The organism is Bartonella sp. AC130YNZD (genome assembly GCF_042196865.1).
GTDB lineage: Bacteria > Pseudomonadota > Alphaproteobacteria > Rhizobiales > Rhizobiaceae > Bartonella.
On record NZ_JBHIQZ010000130.1, the window covers coordinates 1 to 872 of the forward strand.

The 872-nt window shown below is 46.9% G+C and carries 1 protein-coding gene; it reads left to right on the plus strand.

Annotation, left to right across the window (positions count from 1 at the left end; translation table 11 throughout):
- Window positions 1-18: 18 nt before the first annotated feature.
- On the plus strand, window positions 19-872 hold an 854-nt coding region (locus ACFINU_RS10085), incomplete at its 3' end, for a phage tail tape measure protein (protein ID WP_375667705.1).

Below are 872 nucleotides of genomic sequence, written 5' to 3' on the forward strand. Positions count from 1 at the left end.
TTAGGATAAGAGACGATCATGGATATTTCTCTTGTTGTGCGTTTTGTCAATCATTTGCAAGAGGGGATCGCTTCTGCTAAGCGAGATCTTGCAGCCTTTAGTTCAGATGTTGCGCATTTCCAAAACAAGACAAGGCAACACTTTAAAAATTGGTTTGACCCTGAACATTTAAGCCAAGCTACAGCCAATGCGGAAAATGCTTTCAATCATGCACGCGGGCGTATGGTGGGTGCCATTGCGCAAACCGCAACCTTAATTGCACCGCTCTATAAAGCCATGCAATTTGATCAATCGATGAAGGGATTAGAAAAGGTTCTCGATGCCCCCCTTGATCGCTTAAAGGAATTGCGCCGTTTTGCGCTTGAAACTTCCACCAAGATTCCGTTAGCGGCTCGTGAAGTCTTAGAATTGATGACCAGTGCTAGCCAAGCAGGGATTGGTGAACAAGATTTAGAAGCTTTTAGCATTTATGCAGCCAAAGCGGCTGTTGCTTTTGATATGACGGGGGATCAGATTGGGGAGCGCTTTGCCAAGTTGCGCAATGTCTTTAAGCTTAATCAAGCAGGCATTGAAGATCTAGGCGATGCCATCAATCATCTCTCTAACCACATGGCGGCAAAGGCCAGTGAGGTGTCTGATTTTACCAATCGTGCCACCGGTGCAGCAACCATGTTTAAACTGACAGCCCGCGAAACCGCGGCATTTGGTACAGCGATGATTTCTGCTGGGATTGTTCCTGAGAGTGCAGCGCGTGGTTTTAATGCGATGAGTGCGCGTATTCAAGCAGGGGGCAAGCATATTGAAGATGCTTTTGCCAATATTGGGCTTTCCCGCGAAAAATTCATGCAAGATCTCGACAAAGATGCCACCGG